The sequence below is a fragment of the Synechococcus sp. BMK-MC-1 genome (assembly GCF_014279955.1).
Taxonomy (GTDB): Bacteria; Cyanobacteriota; Cyanobacteriia; order PCC-6307; family Cyanobiaceae; genus Synechococcus_C.
The window spans coordinates 2514605-2529367 of record NZ_CP047939.1 but is presented as its reverse complement, the minus strand read 5'-3'; the positions used below and the strand labels follow the sequence as shown (position 1 = coordinate 2529367).

Genomic DNA, 14763 nt, shown 5'->3' with positions numbered 1-14763 from the left:
TCAGGCGTCGAGGGGTCCGTTGATCTGGCCGTTGAAACCGATCACCCGACGATTGCCGGCGAAGGGAATCAGGTTCACGTCGCGGCTGTCACCCGGTTCGAAGCGGATGGCGGTGCCGGCGGGGATATCGAGCCGCTGACCGCGCGCGCCGGTGCGGTCGAACCGCAGGGCAGCGTTGGCTTCTGCAAAGTGGAAGTGGGACCCCACTTGCACGGGGCGGTCGCCGCTATTGGAGACGCTCACCGTGGTGACGGGGCGGCCAGCGTTAAGTTCGATGTCGCCGGGTTCGGGCAACAGTTCACCGGGAATCAGCGGGGCCATGGCAAGGATGCAGGGTGGTGGGTCAGCGAATTGGGTCGTGCAGGGTCACGAGCTTGGTGCCATCGGGAAACACCGCTTCGATCTGCACCTCGTGAACCAGTTCGGGAATGCCGTCCATGACTTGCTCGCGGCTCAGCCAGGTCGTGCCCTCCTGCATCAGCTCTGCAACGTTCTTTCCGTCGCGGGCACCCTCCAGCACAAGGAAGCTCAGCCAAGCCACCGCTTCGGGGTGGTTGAGCCTGAGGCCACGCTTGAGTCGCCGTTCGGCCAGTAATGCCGCGGTAACAATCAGGAGCTTGTCTTTTTCCTGGGGACTGAGATGCATGGACTGGCTCGGTCGTTCTCAGTGTGTCCCTACCGCGGGCCAAGCAGTGTTCGCTATGAACGATGACGTCGGCAAAGGCTGTTCCTGCAAAGGCCAGACCCTTGGGATCTGTGGACTGCTCAAGGCGCGCAGGGCGCGGGTGCGAGCCCAGATGCGGCTGAACCAGAAGCGGGCATCGCGGCTGGACGGACCGGCATAACGGGCCACCAGGCCCTGATCCAAGCTGCTGCAGCGCAGCGTGCCTTCAAGGCCTGCGCGATCGCTGCGGACCAGCTCCAGCAGTTGCGTCAGAGCATCGCCGCTCAAGGGCATCGGTGCAGCCCACACCAGCGATCCGAACACTGGCTGTTTGTTCAGTCCGTGCTGGTCGTTGAGGGCGTCGCCCCCCAAGTCCAACCGGTCCACGATTTCCCAGCGATCGGCTTGATGAGGTTTATCACTGCGTCGGCAGATGCTCAGGGCTGAGCGCCAGCGACCCTGCTGCAGGGTTTCTCCAGCGGCGGTGCGGCCCAGCCGCACGATTTCTGCACTGAGAAAGGAGGCGTCAGCTGGTAGTTGCACCGTCAGATGCTGCTCATAGAGGGCATTTGCATAAAGCACCAGCTCCTGGGGTAGCCATTCCAGATCGCTGCTCTTCGCCAGTTTGCAGTGCACCTGTTGACGGGCCCATTGGCCTTCGGGGTAGAGGCGGCTGCGACCGATGGACCCGTAGACCTTCTGCGCGGCGACGCTGGTGATCAGGCCGCGACTGTTTGTTTTCAGGTCCAGGGCAATGCTGAGTTGGTCGCCACCCACCAGTCCTCCAGCTGTATGCAGGATTGGCAGCTCACAGCGGCCGTCTTTGCCCTGTTCAGCCCGCAGAAGCTTGAACGGGGCGCTGCAGCCCCCTTGGTGAACTGTGCCTGCGTCGCCGCGTTCGGTCTGCCGGTGTTCAAACCGCAGCTCGCAGCGGCCATGCCAGGGATCGAGGCGTTGCATCCCCCCACGCTCGGCGCTTGAGCTGCGATGACCTGTAGCAATCAACACCAAATCAACGCAGACGGCTGGGCAGGCTCAGGGTGAACGCGGAGAAGCCTTGGACGACAACGCGATGAGTGACAACGCGAGCGATCACAAACCGATCGTGTTGGAGCATCGCCAAGTGGGTGAGGCAGTTGGAGATCTTCCGCCCGACCGCCGCCTGCAATTGCCGCTCACGGCCGAAGATCGCACGGTGCTCCGTGGTCGCCGCCGTAGCCATTGTGGACGTTCTCTTTTGCTTCAGTTGCCGCGGGAGGGCGCCCTTCAGCCCGGTGATCGCTTGTTCGATCAATCCCGGAGCTGGGAGGTGGTGGTGATTGCGGCGCCGGAGCCGTTATTGCGGGTGCAGGCGGATTCAGTCTTGGAGCTCCTGCAGGCGGCGTATCACCTTGGCAACCGCCATGTGGCCCTCGAGTTTCACGACGGGGACTTGTTGTTGCTGGCGGATTCAGTGCTGGAGGCGATGTTGCGCAGCCGTGGCTTGCATGTGAGTGCCTGTGAGCGTCCGTTTGTTCCGGAGGGAGGCGCTTATGGGGGTGGTCACAGCCATGCCCACAGCCACAGCCATGCCCACAGCCATGAAACGCCATGACCTCCCTGGCGTTGCTCCAGTTGGTGAGCCCGGCTTTGCCGGTGGGAGCGTTCAGTTACTCGGAGGGGTTGGAAGTCTTGATCCAGGCCGGAGCGCTGAAGAGTGAGGCTGGTCTCGAGCAATGGTTGAGCGCCGAGCTGGAGCGAGGATCCCTGCGGTTGGAGGCTGCCGCCCTCGCCACCCTGATGGCTGACCTGGACCGATGGGTGAACGGCGCTGATCAGTCGGCCCGACTTCGTTTGCTGGATCTGGATGGTTGGCTGCTGGCCACACGTGAAGCTGCGGAAGTGCGAGCTCAACAACGTCAGATGGGGGGGTCTCTACTGCAGCTGTTGGCTGACATGGGCCATCCACTGACAGAACCACTCCCCCTGGCCTGGCCGGCGGCATGGGCTTGGGCGGCACTGTCGTTGGGGGTGTTGGAGGCTGACACGGTGGAGGGCTACCTCTACAGCTGGGTCGCCAATCAGCTCAGTGCGGCCGTGCGCTTGTTGCCTTTGGGTCCGACCAGGGCTCAGGTGCTTCAGCACCGTCTGTTGCCACGGATCGCAGCTGAGGCCCAAGAGCTCCTCGCTGCTGATCCACGAACCTTATGGTCAGCGGGTGTGGGGGCATCGCTGGCGCAGCTGTCCCATGCTGAGTTGTATTCCCGTTTATTCCGAAGCTGATGGGGAGCAAGTTACGTCTGGGTGTGGCTGGGCCGGTGGGGTCCGGCAAAACCGCTCTTGTGGAGGCGCTTTGCCGGCGACTGCGGGATCAACTGCAGTTGGCGGTGGTCACCAATGACATCTACACCCAGGAAGATGCTCAATTCTTGACGCACTCTGGAGCTTTGGAGCCGTCAAGGATCCGCGGCGTAGAGACCGGTGGCTGTCCGCACACGGCCATACGAGAGGACTGTTCCATCAACAGGGCGGCGGTGGCTGAGTTGGAAGCTCAGTTCCCAGGTCTGGATCTGGTGTTGGTTGAGAGCGGCGGCGACAATCTGGCGGCCAGCTTCAGTCCGGAGCTGGTTGATCTCTGTCTTTATGTGATTGACGTGGCCGCAGGCGACAAGATCCCGCGCAAGGGCGGCCCCGGGATCACGCGGTCGGATTTGCTGGTGATCAACAAGATTGACCTGGCGCCTCTGGTGGGAGCTGACCTGGCCGTGATGGAGCGCGACACCCTGCGCATGCGCGGCGATCGCCCCTGGTGCTTTACCAATCTGCACAGCGGTGAGGGGCTGGATTCGGTGGTGGCGTTTGTGTTGCGACAACTACCAAATGTTGAGTCGATTTCCTCGTCTTGAGGGCTGATTGGTCTGTCTGGTAGCCAGTGCTACCGGTCAAGGTTCGCCTCGCTGGGAGTGTCGTTGCGCTAACGCACCAGTCAGCACTCTTAATTCACCATGTCTCAACCGTTGTCAAAACGCATTTTGATCAGCCTGGCGGCGGCCTCTCTTGGCTTGACAGTCACGGCTTGTGGTGGTGGTGATCAAGCCTCCAGCGTCGAGTACGACGACACCGTGAAGGTTGGAATTCTACATTCCCTCACGGGCACGATGGCTATTTCCGAGTCCACCCTTGTGGATACCGAGAAAATGGCCATTGATGAGATCAACGCTGCAGGTGGCGTTGAGGTCGATGGTAAAAAGTACAAAATCGAGTACATCGTTGAAGACGGTGCTTCTGATTGGCCCACCTTTGCCGAAAAGTCCAAAAAACTGATCGACCAGGACAAGGTGCCTGTGGTTTTCGGCGGTTGGACTTCGGCCAGCCGGAAGGCCATGCTTCCCGTTTACGAATCGAAGGACGCCTTCCTTTACTACCCAATTCAGTATGAGGGCCAGGAGTGTTCCAAAAATATTTTTTATACCGGTGCAACTCCGAACCAGCAGTCGGAGCCTGCGACGTTCTTTATGTACAAGAACTCGCCCGCCGCTGGTAAGCCCTTCTTCCTTGTGGGTTCGGATTACGTCTTCCCCCGTACTTCTAACACCATCACCAAAGAGCAACTTAAGTCGCTCGGCGGCGAAATGGTCGGTGAGGACTACCTGCCCCTGGGCAACACCGAGGTGGCTCCGATCATCGCCAAGATCAAGGAGGCCCTGCCTGATGGTGGTGTGATCATCAACACCCTCAACGGTGACCAGAACGTCGCCTTCTTCAAGCAGATCCAGGACGCTGGCATCACCCCTGCCAATGGCTACTACGTGATGAGCTACTCCATCGCGGAGGAAGAGATCAGCACGATTGGACCTGAGTTCCTGGAGGGCCATTACGGTGCTTGGAACTACATGATGTCCATCGATACTCCTGCTTCCAAGAAGTTCGCTGCTGACTTCAAGGCCAAGTACGGTGACGATCGTGTGGTGGCTGACCCGCAGGAGTCCGCTTACAACATGGTTTATCTATGGAAGAAAGCTGTCGAGAAGGCCGGAACCTTTGACGACGACAAAGTCCGTGAGGCTCTGGTCGGAATCAAGTTCGATGCTCCCCAGGGACCGATCGAAGTTCGCCCGAACCACCACATCTCCCAGATTGTGCGCATCGGCGAGATCACTTCGGATGGTCAGTTCAAAATCATCGAGGAATCGGATTCTCCGATCGACCCTCAAACTTGGAACCAGTTCGAGCCCACTTCCAAAGGATTTGCTTGCGACTGGACCGATCCCAGCAAAGGTGAAAAATACAAGCTCTGATGGCTCATTGAGTTCCTAAAGGCTGAATGCTTACTGGAGGAGTCCCTGCTGGGATTCCTCCTTATCTGTTGCTCTAATCGCTTAGTTATCAATTTTCGTGCAACTGCTATTTGAGAGCCTGTTCAACGGTGTGGCCATCGGCTCTGTGCTCCTGGTGGCTGCCCTCGGATTGGCGATCGTTTTTGGTCTGATGGGTGTGATCAATCTCGCGCATGGCGAGCTGATCATGCTTGGGGCTTACACCACTTATGTGGTTCAGCTGATCTTCAAGCTGCCTGTATTTCAGCCCATTTATGACACCTACGTTCTGGTGGCGATTCCGCTGGCCTTCATCACAAGTGGCGTGGTGGGCATCCTTTTGGAACGCACCGTGATTCGCCGCCTCTACGGCAATCCCCTCGAAACACTGTTGGCCACCTGGGGCGTCAGCTTGATCTTGCAGCAGTTCGTGCGCAGTGTGCCACTGGCTCAGGCAGCTGGTGCGGTGCTTGCTCTTGTGCTTGGTTTTTCGTTGCCCTTGTTGCTTCCCAAGGCTCTGTTGCAAGGCTCCCGAGCTCGTTGGATGCGCGCTGGCAGCTGGGGTGTTTCGGCTCTTGTTGGCGTGGTGTTTGCCAATGGATTGGCTTCTCAGGTCAGTCGGATCGCGCGTGCCACTTCCCGCAATGTGGATGTAACGGCACCCAAATGGATGCGCGGCGGGCTGGAGTTCGCCGATCTGACCTTCCCCGTGCCTCGTCTGGTGATCATCGTGATCACGGTGGTGGCCGTGGTCGGCGTGACCTGGTTCCTCAACCGCAGCGTCTGGGGCATGCGCATTCGTGCCGTGACTCAGAACCGAGAGATGAGTGATTGCCTTGGTATTCCCACCGACACCGTCGACGTGCTCACCTTCGGAATCGGTTCGGGGTTGGCTGGCGTTGCTGGTGTGGCGGTGTCATTACTCGGTTCAGTCGGCCCGAATGTGGGGACCTCCTACATCGTGGGCTGCTTCATGGTCGTGGTGCTTGGCGGTGTAGGCAATCTGCTTGGCACGGTGATCGCCTCATTCGTCATCGGCTTGCTGACCGATCTCATTGGTGCAGGGCGGTTGCTTTCGATCTGGCCTGGTATGCCCGCTCCCCTGGAGGGAGTGGTGAAATTCTTCGCCACCACAAGCATGGCCCAGGTGATGGTCTTCGCTCTGATTGTGGTCTTCTTGCAGTTCCGTCCAGCGGGTCTGTTCCCGCAGAAGGGACGCATGGTGGAGGCCTGACGTCATGATCCAAGCCTTTCAAGGCCGTCGCTGGCCCCTCGTTCTCGTCTGGGTGCTGATCGTGGCCGTGGTGGTGGCCGCACCAGCGGTGCTTCCTGTGTTTCGGCTCAACCTGTTAGGTCGTTTCCTTTCCCTGGCGATCGTGGCCCTCGGTATTGATTTGATCTGGGGTTTTACCGGATTGCTCAGCCTCGGTCAGGGCATCTTTTTCGCTCTTGGTGGCTATGGGGCGGCGATGTATCTCCAGCTCAATAGCTCTGCCAGCCATCCCAACGGCATCCCCGAGTTCTTCAGTCTTTACGGCGTGGATCGGCTGCCCTTTTTCTGGGAACCCTTCCACAATCCTCTGTTCACGGTGATTGCCATCTGGCTGGTGCCGGCGTTGTTGGCTGCGCTGCTCGGCAACATGGTCTTCCGCAACCGCATCAAGGGTGTCTACTTCTCGATCCTCACCCAAGCGGCTTTGCTGGTGTTTTTCAATTTTTTCAATGGCCAGCAGAAGCTGATTAACGGAACCAACGGTCTTAAAACCGATGTGACCAAGCTGTTCGGCCAGATGGTTGGATCTCCAGAGATGCAGCGCTGGTTCTTTTGGATCACTGCTGTGATCGTGATCTTGGCCTGGCTGTTTGTGCGCTGGTTGGTACGTGGTCGTTTCGGCGATGTGTTGATCGCGATCCGTGATGACGAGCCGCGGCTTCGCTTCACCGGCTACAACCCCACCCTGTTCAAGACGATTGTGTTTGCGATTGCCGGGGGTCTTGCGGGTATCGGCGGTGCCCTCTTCACGGTGCAGTCGGGGATCGTTTCGCCCCAGTACATGGCGGTGCCCTTTTCGATCGAAATGGTGATCTGGGTCGCAGTAGGAGGTCGCGGCACGCTGGTCGGTGCCATTCTCGGCGCCGTCTCGATCATGTATGCCAAGAGTCTGGTGAGCGAGGCGATGCCTCAGAGCTGGCTGTTTATTCAGGGTGGACTATTCATTTTGGTGGTCACGGCACTGCCGGAAGGCGTCATCGGCTGGTTCCGCACGGACGGCCCTCGCAACCTGCTATCTCGCCTGGGTTTGGGTCGTCGAATTTCCACCTACCCCCAATTGGAAATCGACGGTCAAGAGGAGGTGCAGCCATGAGTGCTCCCCTTTTGGAGTTACGCAAGATCACAGTCAGCTTTGACGGCTTTTTAGCCCTACGCGATCTCAATCTCAGTCTCCAGCCTGGTGAACTGAGGGCGGTGATTGGTCCCAATGGGGCTGGCAAAACCACCTTTTTGGATGTGATCACCGGAAAGACGTCCCCTACCGACGGCGAGGTGGTGTTCCAGGGTCGCTCACTTCTGGGTACTCAGGAGCACCGCATCGCCCGGCTCGGCATCGGTCGCAAATTTCAGAGTCCGCGTGTGTTCGAGAAGTTGAGTGTGGAAGAGAACTTGGCGCTGGCTGTCAGTCAGCCGAAACAGCCTTGGTCTCTGTTATTTGGTGGCTTGAATGCCACACAGCGCGATCAGGTGCATCATTTGATAGACATCGTGAATTTGCAAAACCGGGCTCACTGGATGGCGGGAGCTCTTTCCCATGGTCAGAAACAGTGGCTGGAGATTGCGATGTTGGTGGGTCAGGATCCTGACCTTCTTCTCGTTGATGAGCCGGTGGCAGGACTCACCGATGAGGAGACGGATCTCACCGCTGATTTGCTCAAGTCGTTGGCGGGAGATCACACCGTGCTGGTGATTGAGCACGACATGGAGTTCATCCGACGCTTGGAGAGCCAAGTGACGGTGTTGCACCAGGGTCATGTGCTTTGTGAGGGAACGATGGATCAGGTGCAGGTTGATCCGCGTGTGATTGAGGTGTATCTCGGAACCACGGAGGAGCAGAACGGATGACGGAACTTCTGGAAATCCGCGGATTGAATACCTATTACGGCGAGAGCCATATCCTTCGGGACGTGGACCTCACCGTGAAATCTGGTGAGATGGTTTGTCTGATCGGCCGTAACGGTGTGGGTAAGACCACGCTGCTCAAGTCGTTGATCGGTCTGTTGCGACCGCGTCGCGGAGAGATTGTCTTCAACGGTGATGGGCTCGACCGTCAGGCTCCTTATCAAAGGGCAAGGGCTGGGGTCGGCTATGTGCCCCAGGGGCGAGAAATCATTCCACAGCTGACCGTTGAGGACAACCTGATGCTGGGAATGGAAGCGCTCCCAGGTGGGCTCGGACGCCACCGGCGCATCGATCCGTTTGTGTTTGAGCTCTTCCCCATCTTGAGGGAGTTTCTGCCTCGCAAGGGTGGTGACCTCAGCGGTGGCCAGCAGCAGCAGTTGGCTATTGCCCGGGCACTGCTTGGCAAGCCCAAATTGCTGCTGCTCGATGAACCTACTGAGGGCATTCAGCCCAACATCGTGCAGGATATTGAAGCTGCTGTACGTCGCATCATTGCCGAGACCGGCATTGGTGTTCTGCTGGTGGAGCAGCACCTTCATTTTGTTCGGCAAGCCGATCGCTACTACGCAATGCAGCGTGGGGGGATTGTGGCCAGTGGTCTAACGAGTGAATTAAGTCAGTCGGTTGTCGATCAATTTCTCAGTGTGTAATCTGCTCTCATTCGATCGTTCAGCATGCCCAGAGAGATGTGATGGGTGACTCATCGGCTGATTTTTTGTTTAATGCGTAATCAGATACATCGGCGCGAATGTGAAGCATTTGTCCTTGCGTCGACATCTGCCAGATCTCCAGTCTGCTGTTGAGCGGTGCCTCAAACCAGTACAACTCCTTTGGCATTACAACCTTTTCTCGATAGAACTGATTCTCGCCAATGCACTTGAGAATGACCATTTGGTCAGTGTCATTGTTGTAGATGCATTCGATCATGGTTATCAAGAGATTGAGGGCAAGCATCGTGTTTTTGAGCCAGGAAAAGTGTTGGTTTGGTCACCGAATGCCAGCTGCTTAAGGTTTTCTTTATCTGCTGCAGATCTGTTTAGGCCGCAGTGCTCGAGGCTGAGCGGCGTTCAGAGGGGGATGGCGTGGTGGGGCAGTTGGGTCGTCGTGGCCGCCTTGCTCCCGTACTGCGCAGGGTGGGACTTCGGTCGGCGCGTCCTGCTAAGGCGAGCTCGGAGGCAAACGATGGGTTGCAGCTATGAAGCCTCGACCAGCTCGGCAGTTGATGGGCGATCGGTGATGCCATCAATGAGGTGAGGCCAGGTCTCAGAAGTTCGGAGAAGCGATGCACCGCCAGCTCTTCGCCATGCCGGTCGTAGGGCAACCGATTGATCGCTGAGTCGAGTCCGAACTGACGCACCCTGTCTTCGCCAACCCGTCGGTACAGCACCTCCAAGGTCGGCAGTTGATCCATGGACACCACGCATCCCTCGTGCTCCATCAGGCTGCGCAACACCGTGCAGAAGATTTCGCTGGCCATGCGCTGCAGTCCCTCATTGGGCCGCTGGCCCAAGCTCTTGTGCTTGTGATCGAACAGGCCAAGGTCCACCTGGGCGATGCGGCTGGGTGCAACATGCCGATACACCTCCGAGAGCAGGCCCATTTCCAAGCCCCAGTCCGATGGGATGCGCAGATTCATCGCCAAATCCCTCGTAAAGGCGAATTCCCCTGCCAATGGGTAGCGAAACGTCTGCAGATAACGCAGATAGGGCAGTGGACCGAAAATCTGCTCAAGGCTCGTCAGCAGAGGCCCAACAAATAAGCGGGTGGCCCGGCCCTGGAGGGCTTGGGTTTCCAAAGAGAGCCTGCTGTAGAACGCTTTGACGTAAGCCATCCCGTGGGATGGGTCGAGCAGGGGTCGGAGCATCCGTTCCGGATAGCCGGAACCGAAGGTGCGGATGTCGGCGTCGAATAGGCCGATCACTTCCGCGTGCTGACAGGCAACGCCCAGGCCTTGCCAAACCGCCCAGCCCTTGCCGGGTGGACCAGTGAGGTCGAGTCCGTGCTGCTCCATCGACGCGAGGATGTCGTTCACGGCCGGACCGTTGGTCCAGTGCACATGCACGGGGAAGGGCATGTCCGCGAAGAATGCCTCAGCAGCTTTGACATCGGCTGCACTGTCCGCAGACAGGGCGATGACCAGGTTGGACAGACCCGTGAGTGAGGAGATCGTGTCGCGGATCAGGCGCAGAGCAGGTCTGCTGAATTCCTCCATCAGGCAGGGGATGAGCAGAGCGGTTGGTCTCTGCTTGAGCTCCTGGTTGAAGGCAATGGCGTTGAGATTGCCCAGGCTGTAGTCGTGAACCGTGGCGATCAGGCTCTGCTGAAAATCCATGCGGTGTTCGATGCAACAACGGAAAGAAGGCGGCTGCTCCATACCTGAGTGAGGTTCAGGTGAAACGGAGTGCAGTTTCAAAGCGAGCGAGCGCTGGGAAATCTGCTGAGGAGCCTTTACTCAGGTCATCCTTCCGGGGATCTCGAGGCGTTGTCGTCGCAATTGCTGCAGATTCTCGGCTCCGCATCGGGGAATGCTGAAATCCGCACCAAAGGCAATCCCTGGAGTGTCGAGGATGTGGTGCTAATTACCTACGCCGACACAGTCGTTGAGGGCGATCAGCCGGCCTTGGTGAGCCTTCGCACCTTTTTGAACAGCCATCTCTCAGAGTTCGCGGCGGTTCTCCATGTGTTGCCGTTCCTAGTGGCCTCGAGCGATGGCGGATTCGCGGTGGCCAGTCACGAACGTCTGGAGGAACGCCATGGTGATTGGTGCGATCTAGCTGATCTTGCCCAGGGGCGCAGGTTGATGGCTGATCTGGTCTTGAACCATGTGTCGGCCTCCCATCCCTGGGTGCGCCAGTTCTTGCGTGATCAAGAGCCGGGTCGGTTCTGCGTGTTGGAAGCGGGTCCTGATCCCTGTTGGGACAACGTGGTGCGTCCCCGCAGTTCCGCCTTGTTCACCAAGCTTCAGGGTCCCATCAGCATGCGTGAGGTTTGGACCACGTTTGGGCCCGACCAGGTGGATGTGGATTGGCGCCACCCCGAGGTGCTGCTCGGCTTCACCCGGCTGCTCGCCCGCATGGTGGCCCATGGGGTGGGCTGGATCCGTCTGGATGCGGTGGGGTTCGTCTGGAAGGAACCCAACACCACCTGCATTCATCAGCCGCAAGCCCATCAGTTGGTGGAAATCTTGCGCCAGTTGTTGACGATCGCCCGCGCCGATGGAGTGGTGGTCACGGAGACGAATGTCCCTGAAAAGGAGAATCTGTCCTATTTGCGCACGGGTCGAGAGGCCCATTTGGCGTACAACTTTCCCCTGCCACCGCTGCTGCTTGAGTCGGCTGTCAGCGGCTCCGCTGATTTGCTCAATCGTTGGCTATCGCGCTGGCCGTCGCTGCCGGAGTCGACGTCGTTGCTCAATTTCACCGCCTGTCATGACGGTGTTGGGCTGAGACCGCTGGAGGGTTTGATGCCGCCGTCACGGCTGAGGGAGTTGTTGATCGCGTGTGAGCAGCGCGGGGGTCTGGTGAGTCATCGCCGGTTGGCCGATGGCAACGAAGTCCCCTATGAGATCAACATCAGTTGGTGGAGCGCCATGGCCGATGGGGGCGTTGACCCCAGCTACTGGCAGAGGGAACGCTTTCTGCTCACCCAGTTGATGGTGCTCGCCCTGCCTGGGGTGCCGGCGTTCTATCTGCCGGCTTTGCTCGCCACTGCCAATGACCTCGGTCGCTTCAGGCGCACGGGGCACCGGCGCGATCTCAACCGACCCCAGTTCAAGCAAAGGACGCTGGAACGGCGTCTGCAGGATCCAGACAGCGATGCCGCAGTCGTTTTGCTTGCGCTGAAGCAGGCGCTCTCGGTGCGGGCAACGCTGCCGGCGCTGCATCCTGATGGCCAGCTTCAGGTGTTAACCCCAGACCGGGTGGATCGCGTTGTATTGCGTCGATCCCATGCGGGTCATGACCTTCTGGCGGTTCATAACGTCACATCGACCCGTCTCACCCTGGATCCCTCCGGACTGCTCGACGAGGAGGATGCATCGCTTTGGGTCGATTGCCTCAGTGGCCGCACCCTGGAGCCCTGCAAACGCCATCTGTTGAACCCTTATGAGGTGCTCTGGCTGGTGAGGTCATGAAGACAACCCTGAGGCGTCAGTGGTGGGTGGTCACCGACCTCGATGGCACCTTGATGGACCATCGCTACGACTGCGCACCGGCACTGGGCACGATTCGTCTGCTGCAGCGTCGGGGGATTCCCATCATTCCGTGTACGAGCAAAACAGCGGAAGAAGTCCGTCGTTTCCGTGAACAAACCGGACTGCGGGATCCATTCATCGTCGAGAACGGGGGAGCCATTCATGGCGAGAACGCCGACGGGAGTCCCTGGCAGCAGACGCTCGGTCCGTCATGGCAGGAGCTGCGCCCACAGCTCGACGGCTTGGCGCACGACCTGGGGCAACCGCTGCAGGCGCTGGATGATCTCAGTGATCAGGAGGCCGATCGCTTGCTTGGTTTGGGCGGTGACGCATTGCGACAGGCCCAGCGCCGGGCCTGCAGCGTGCCGTTTGTGCCTCCACCGGATGGCGAGTCACGCAGGCGTCTGCAACAGCTGGCGCAGGCCCGGCAACTTGCGGTTGTGCAGGGAAATCGCCTGGGGCATCTGCTGGGAGCCGACGTCAGCAAAGGCCGAGCACTTGCGGTGCTGAAGCAGCGCCAGGGAGCGTCTGAAGTGGCTGTTCTGGCTTTGGGAGATTCGCCCAATGACCTTCCTTTGCTGCATGCCGGCGACCGCTCGATCGTGGTGCCAGGGGTGGACGGACCGCATCCCGCCCTCCAGTCCGGCCTGGCGGAGGGTCGTTTCCAGTTGGCACCAGCTCCCCATGCCCATGGGTGGTCTGCAGCCGTTGAGCAGTGGCTCCCAGGACTTCTCGATGACCTGGATCAGGTGGATTGAGGGCTGCCTGTCGGTTCCGTCAGCGGTGTGAGCGCATGGGGTGAGGCATCCTTCAGCGCACTGTTCACCGCCAGAGGCATCACCGCTAAAGCCAGCCCAGCCAGCACGGCGAGGTGCCAGCCCATGGGTAATTCCAGGGGCTGGCCCGTGCTGAACAGCTTCATATCGAGAATCAACAGGCCGAGATACAGCGCCCACCACAGACCGCTTGTCAGCTCAATCGGCTGGCCTTTCCAGGCGTTGCTGAGGGCGTAGATCAGGCTGGGAACCGCAATCACCAGCACGGCTCCCTCCAAAGCCTCCCGCCCGCTCCAGCTCGTCGCCCAGGTGGCCATCACGAAGGCCATGCCGCTGAGCAGCCAGGGGCAGGGAATCTGAAAGCGTCTTGGGGCGTTGGGCAGTTGGCGGCGCAGGGCGAGCAGGCTCACCGGGCCCATGGCCAGGGCAATGATCAAGGTGGAGGTGAGGAAGCTGACCACCTCCTGCCAGCTCGGCGCCACCCAGAGAAGGATGGTGCTGATCACCAGGCTGCTGATCAGCGACCAGTGGGGGACCCCCCGACGGTTCAACCGCCCGAGCGCACCTGGGAGCAGTCGGCACTCTCCCATCATCCAGCTCACCCGTGCGGAAATTCCCAGGTAGGCCATGCCAGTGGCACCGGGGGAGGCCACGGCATCGATGAGCAGGAGGGTGGCCACCCAGCCCAGGCCCAGACCCGTGGCCAGCGCCACGAGCGGCCCACCATGGGCACTAAGGCTGAGACGGCTCCAACCCTGCTGCAAGGCCTCCGGTGGGACGCTGACGAGAAAGCCGAGCTGCAGGACGAGATAAATCAGCAAGCACAGGCCCAGGCCCACTCCCATGGCCAGGGGCACATTGCGCTGGGGATTGCGCACTTCGCCGGCGAGGTCCATCGCCGTGCGGAAACCCAGCAGGCTGAACAACACGCCGCCGCTGCCGATGGCATCCACCAGCGTGTTTTGCTGCTCTGGGACTGGGAGTTGCAGATTGCCCCAGTGGCCTGCAATCAGCATCAGGCTGATGGAGACCAGCAGGGGAACCACCAGCTTCCAGAGGGTGAGGCCATCGATCCAGCGCGCCAGTTGGCTGATGCCTGCAAGGTTGATCCAGGTGAACAGCACCAGCAGGGCTACCGCCACAAGCTGGCCGACACCCGTGAGGGCTTGGGAGCTGCCCACATCGCGGGTGAGCCAGGGCAGCACGCTTGAGAGGTACTGGAGCAGGGCCAGCACTTCAATCGAGGGCAGCGACACGTAGGAGATCCAAGCGCTCCAACCGCCAATGAATCCCGACAGGCGCCCGTGGCTGAGCAGGGGCAGCTGGGCGAGGGCTCCGGAGCTGTTCACCAGAGCGCCCAGCTCCGCGAACACCAGCGCCAGGAGAAAGGCCATCACTCCACCGATCACCCAGGCCAGCAGGCTTGCTGGGCCGGCGATGCGGGCACAGAAATAGGGAGCGAACAGCCAGCCTGAGCCGATGGTGCCGGTCACCACCGTGAGGATCAAGGAGTTGACGCCCAGGTCGCGTTTGAGAGTGGCTGCCAAGGGTGATGTGTCGCGGGAGTCTGCGTTGGCAAAAGGTTGGCAGAGGCCACGGCGCGGCGCACACATGGGGCCAAAGCACGTTCTCGTGTTATTTGCGTAACGCAGTTAACGCGA

Annotated in this window: 16 protein-coding genes; 10 read left to right on the top strand and 6 right to left on the bottom strand. The window is 59.7% G+C overall.

Annotated features, from left to right (window positions below; translation table 11 throughout):
* From SynBMKMC1_RS14140 to SynBMKMC1_RS14130, 3 genes are read right to left on the bottom strand one after another with little or no spacing between them, the layout of a single operon-like run.
* A complete protein-coding gene (locus tag SynBMKMC1_RS14140) occupies positions 1–321 on the bottom strand; it encodes an urease subunit beta (RefSeq protein WP_186472201.1) in 321 nt (106 codons plus the stop codon).
* 22 nt (positions 322–343) lie between these two features.
* Positions 344–646 (bottom strand): urease subunit gamma, encoded by a 303-nt coding sequence (locus tag SynBMKMC1_RS14135; RefSeq protein ID WP_186472200.1) that lies wholly within the window; start codon positions 644–646, stop codon positions 344–346.
* An 18-nt stretch (positions 647–664) separates the two neighbouring features.
* Positions 665–1624, bottom strand: coding sequence for an urease accessory protein UreD (locus tag SynBMKMC1_RS14130; protein WP_186472199.1), 960 nt, complete (start codon positions 1622–1624; stop codon positions 665–667).
* A gap of 112 nt (positions 1625–1736) precedes the next feature.
* On the opposite strand from SynBMKMC1_RS14130, the gene ureE reads away from it, so the two are divergent.
* From ureE to urtE, 8 genes are all read left to right on the top strand, one after another.
* Positions 1737–2258, top strand: coding sequence for an urease accessory protein UreE (ureE, locus tag SynBMKMC1_RS14125; RefSeq protein WP_186472198.1), 522 nt, complete (start codon positions 1737–1739; stop codon positions 2256–2258).
* Positions 2255–2926, top strand: coding sequence for an urease accessory protein UreF (locus SynBMKMC1_RS14120; protein ID WP_186472197.1), 672 nt, complete (start codon positions 2255–2257; stop codon positions 2924–2926). The genes ureE and SynBMKMC1_RS14120 overlap by 4 nt, the downstream gene beginning before the upstream one ends.
* Positions 2926–3549 (top strand): urease accessory protein UreG, encoded by a 624-nt coding sequence (ureG, locus tag SynBMKMC1_RS14115; RefSeq protein WP_186472196.1) that lies wholly within the window; start codon positions 2926–2928, stop codon positions 3547–3549. The genes SynBMKMC1_RS14120 and ureG overlap by 1 nt, the downstream gene beginning before the upstream one ends.
* Before the next feature lie 99 nt (positions 3550–3648).
* Positions 3649–4941 (top strand): urea ABC transporter substrate-binding protein, encoded by a 1293-nt coding sequence (gene urtA, locus SynBMKMC1_RS14110; RefSeq protein ID WP_186472195.1) that lies wholly within the window; start codon positions 3649–3651, stop codon positions 4939–4941.
* Positions 4942–5038: 97 nt separating this feature from the next.
* A complete protein-coding gene (locus tag SynBMKMC1_RS14105) occupies positions 5039–6193 on the top strand; it encodes a branched-chain amino acid ABC transporter permease (protein WP_186472194.1) in 1155 nt (384 codons plus the stop codon).
* A 4-nt stretch (positions 6194–6197) separates the two neighbouring features.
* Positions 6198–7325 (top strand): urea ABC transporter permease subunit UrtC, encoded by a 1128-nt coding sequence (urtC, locus tag SynBMKMC1_RS14100; RefSeq protein ID WP_186472193.1) that lies wholly within the window; start codon positions 6198–6200, stop codon positions 7323–7325.
* Positions 7322–8077, top strand: coding sequence for an urea ABC transporter ATP-binding protein UrtD (gene urtD, locus SynBMKMC1_RS14095; protein WP_186472192.1), 756 nt, complete (start codon positions 7322–7324; stop codon positions 8075–8077). The genes urtC and urtD overlap by 4 nt, the downstream gene beginning before the upstream one ends.
* Positions 8074–8784, top strand: coding sequence for an urea ABC transporter ATP-binding subunit UrtE (gene urtE / locus SynBMKMC1_RS14090; RefSeq protein WP_186472191.1), 711 nt, complete (start codon positions 8074–8076; stop codon positions 8782–8784). Before urtD ends, urtE begins: the two co-directional genes overlap by 4 nt.
* Positions 8785–8803: 19 nt before the next feature.
* On the opposite strand, the gene SynBMKMC1_RS14085 is transcribed toward urtE, so the two are convergent.
* The gene (locus SynBMKMC1_RS14085) at positions 8804–9061 is read right to left on the bottom strand and encodes a DUF1830 domain-containing protein (protein ID WP_186472190.1); all 258 of its coding nucleotides are present in this window, start codon (positions 9059–9061) and stop codon (positions 8804–8806) included.
* A gap of 109 nt (positions 9062–9170) precedes the next feature.
* Positions 9171–10466, bottom strand: a complete 1296-nt coding sequence (locus SynBMKMC1_RS14080) for a glycosyl transferase (protein ID WP_186472189.1) — start codon at positions 10464–10466, stop codon at positions 9171–9173.
* 69 nt (positions 10467–10535) lie between these two features.
* Between SynBMKMC1_RS14080 and SynBMKMC1_RS14075 the strand changes: the two genes are divergently transcribed.
* Both SynBMKMC1_RS14075 and SynBMKMC1_RS14070 read left to right on the top strand, forming a co-directional pair.
* Entirely contained in the window at positions 10536–12266 is a 1731-nt protein-coding gene (locus tag SynBMKMC1_RS14075) for an alpha-amylase family glycosyl hydrolase (protein ID WP_186472188.1), read from the top strand.
* Positions 12263–13084 (top strand): HAD-IIB family hydrolase, encoded by an 822-nt coding sequence (locus SynBMKMC1_RS14070; protein ID WP_186472187.1) that lies wholly within the window; start codon positions 12263–12265, stop codon positions 13082–13084. Before SynBMKMC1_RS14075 ends, SynBMKMC1_RS14070 begins: the two co-directional genes overlap by 4 nt.
* On the opposite strand, the gene SynBMKMC1_RS14065 is transcribed toward SynBMKMC1_RS14070, so the two are convergent.
* The gene (locus SynBMKMC1_RS14065; RefSeq protein WP_255486223.1) at positions 13072–14715 is read right to left on the bottom strand and encodes an APC family permease; all 1644 of its coding nucleotides are present in this window, start codon (positions 14713–14715) and stop codon (positions 13072–13074) included. The genes SynBMKMC1_RS14070 and SynBMKMC1_RS14065 overlap by 13 nt on opposite strands.
* Positions 14716–14763 lie beyond the last annotated feature (48 nt).